3 protein-coding genes and 1 pseudogene are annotated in these 2,122 nt (G+C 45.6%); all 4 read right to left on the reverse strand.

Annotation, left to right across the window (positions count from 1 at the left end):
• Positions 1-215: hypothetical protein (locus ACFIKU_RS09525; protein WP_375657363.1), on the reverse strand; the 215-nt coding region annotated here is incomplete at its 3' end.
• A gap of 131 nt (positions 216-346) precedes the next feature.
• Positions 347-761 (reverse strand): annotated as a pseudogene (locus tag ACFIKU_RS09530) (hypothetical protein).
• Between the two features lie 41 nt (positions 762-802).
• Positions 803-1,321 (reverse strand): phage major tail tube protein, encoded by a 519-nt coding sequence (locus ACFIKU_RS09535; protein ID WP_026500782.1) that lies wholly within the window; start codon positions 1,319-1,321, stop codon positions 803-805.
• Positions 1,322-1,324: 3 nt separating this feature from the next.
• A partial coding sequence (locus ACFIKU_RS09540) for a phage tail sheath family protein (protein ID WP_375657364.1) occupies positions 1,325-2,122 on the reverse strand: 798 nt, incomplete at its 5' end.

A 2,122-nucleotide genomic window follows, 5' to 3' on the forward strand; every position in this document is an offset into this window, starting at 1 on the left:
GCACCCACCATGCGCCCCCGCGCTTGGTTGAAAGCATTTTCCGCATTCCTTGTCGCATCCTCAAGATGCTCAGGGTCAAACCACCCTTTAAAGTGATGCCTTGTCTTGTTTTGGAAATGCGCAACATCTGAACTAAAGGCTGCAAGATCACGCTTGGCAGAAGCTATCCCTTCTTGCAGGTGATTGACAAAACGCACAACAAGGGAAACATCCATGATCGTCTCTTATCCTAACTGATGGCTTTCATATTCTTGGGCTTTAAGGCGTGCGAGTTCTTCTCGATAGGCAATCACATCCAGCCAATCCATCTGGTTAATTTCTGAAGGCGCCCAGTGATAATAAAGGGCTAGTTCTGCTCCAAATTGTCCGGCAGAGAAGATTGGCGTGTGGGGAAAAAAAGCAAAAAACGCCTTAAACACGGCCATAATGTCAACAACATCAAGACGGTTAATCAATTCAACAGATTCATGAGACATATCGGCTAAAAGCACAGCTATTCCTTCCATAGCCTCATGGGTCAATAAAGCCTCACAAAGCTTGGAAATGAGAACATCATTGCTTAAGGGTGTTTTATCCTCTTCTACAGCGGGCAGCACGAGCTTTGCTAGCTGCGGTCCAATCAACACCGCTAATTGGCGTGCTTGCTTGAAGTTTGGGCGATAAAAGGTTAGTTTCTTGCAGAGAGATTCTTTGCCACCTTTATCTTGATAAAGAAGCGGAACAGCTAATTCCACATCAAGGCTGGTTTGTAAACTTGTCATGATCAATTCCTATAAATGAGAACCCTATCAATAATGAGAGCTTATAAATTGAGAATAGAGCGGCGGCGAGAACCGATCTCTTGCCCATTGCGGACAAGCCAACCGCCCCGTTTAAAAGAAAAGCGGTGCAAAACAGAACCATCCCAAAATTCCGTATAGTCCCAAACATTTTTGATTTCGCAATCATAGCCTGTCGCTTTTCCAGCCGTTAAGCCTTCGCTATCGACTTTGACCAAGCGCCCTGTAACATCAATGGAATGCTCATGCTCACGTCCATCTTCTTCAGAGATCACATGTTTTTTGCCAGTGAATTTATGACGAAGACCAGGAGGACCACCAAAGATGCCGATAATTTCGGGGGTGTGGCTGCGGATTTTCATTTGCAAACCGAGAGCTTTTACACCAAGACCGCTCACATCAATTTGCATATCAGAGCCGCCCGGTTGATAGGTTTCAGTGATTTCTTCCAACGTGGGCAGTTTCAATGTTTCAAGATCAAGGTGAAGATTCACATCATCATCAACAATTAGCGTAAAACCGCGTACAATGCGTAAAGTCATGCTTTAACTCCTTGCTGCTTTGCGATAAGTTTCAAGCGTATCGCCAAATTGATAGGTCATTTTCTTTTGGATATCTTCAGCCAATCGATCAAAATAAGCGCTATTGCGCCGGCTGCCGAAACTCAAATCTTCTAAAGGTGGTACTTCTTCCGCATCAAACTCGACCCGCAATTTTCCCAATTGCAAAGTACTGTTGGAATTTAAATCACGATCAAACCAAACCCGCCCACCAAGCAATGCACCACGCGCAATCATATCATCAAGAAACTGCGTGAGGCTGCGGGTAATGGCAATAACATGTTGACCAGTAAGGTTTTCATCATTCGCCCAAGGGCGGAAATTGTTGATGATCGTTTTTTCCAATGCTGCACGGGTGCGCACCACATTGACAAAGCGCCACAATGGATCACTAGAGGTGGTGTGGTTACCCCATAAAATGCGTCCATTGGCGGCAAATTGACCTTGGGCATTTTGGCTAAGCCGTGCTGGAATAAAGGTCGCAATATCGGCTTGGTTAAGGCGATTTGCCTCATGATCAATTTCCCCATCAAAATAGCTAATCGGGCGCGCCGTGCCTAAAATGCCATGCACATCTTGGTTGGAGGGAGACCAAAAAACACCGCCCCTTTGCTTATCACGCTTGATAAACATCGCCGCCACAAAAGGACTTGCCGGTTTAACACTCCAACCACCCTCAACATTTGCCACCCGCACAAAGGGATCAATCAGATAACAAAAGCGTGAGGAAAAATCTGCACGATAGGCAAGGCTTTCTTCCGTGTTTTTACCACCCGTATCAAA

It is taken from the genome of Bartonella sp. CM120XJJH (assembly GCF_042194715.1).
GTDB lineage: Bacteria > Pseudomonadota > Alphaproteobacteria > Rhizobiales > Rhizobiaceae > Bartonella.

Bases quoted from the DNA above. Each gene is read 5' to 3' on its own strand.
- ACFIKU_RS09535 (WP_026500782.1), bottom strand. From the start codon at position 1,321: ATGACTTTACGCATTGTACGCGGTTTTACGCTAATTGTTGATGATGAT.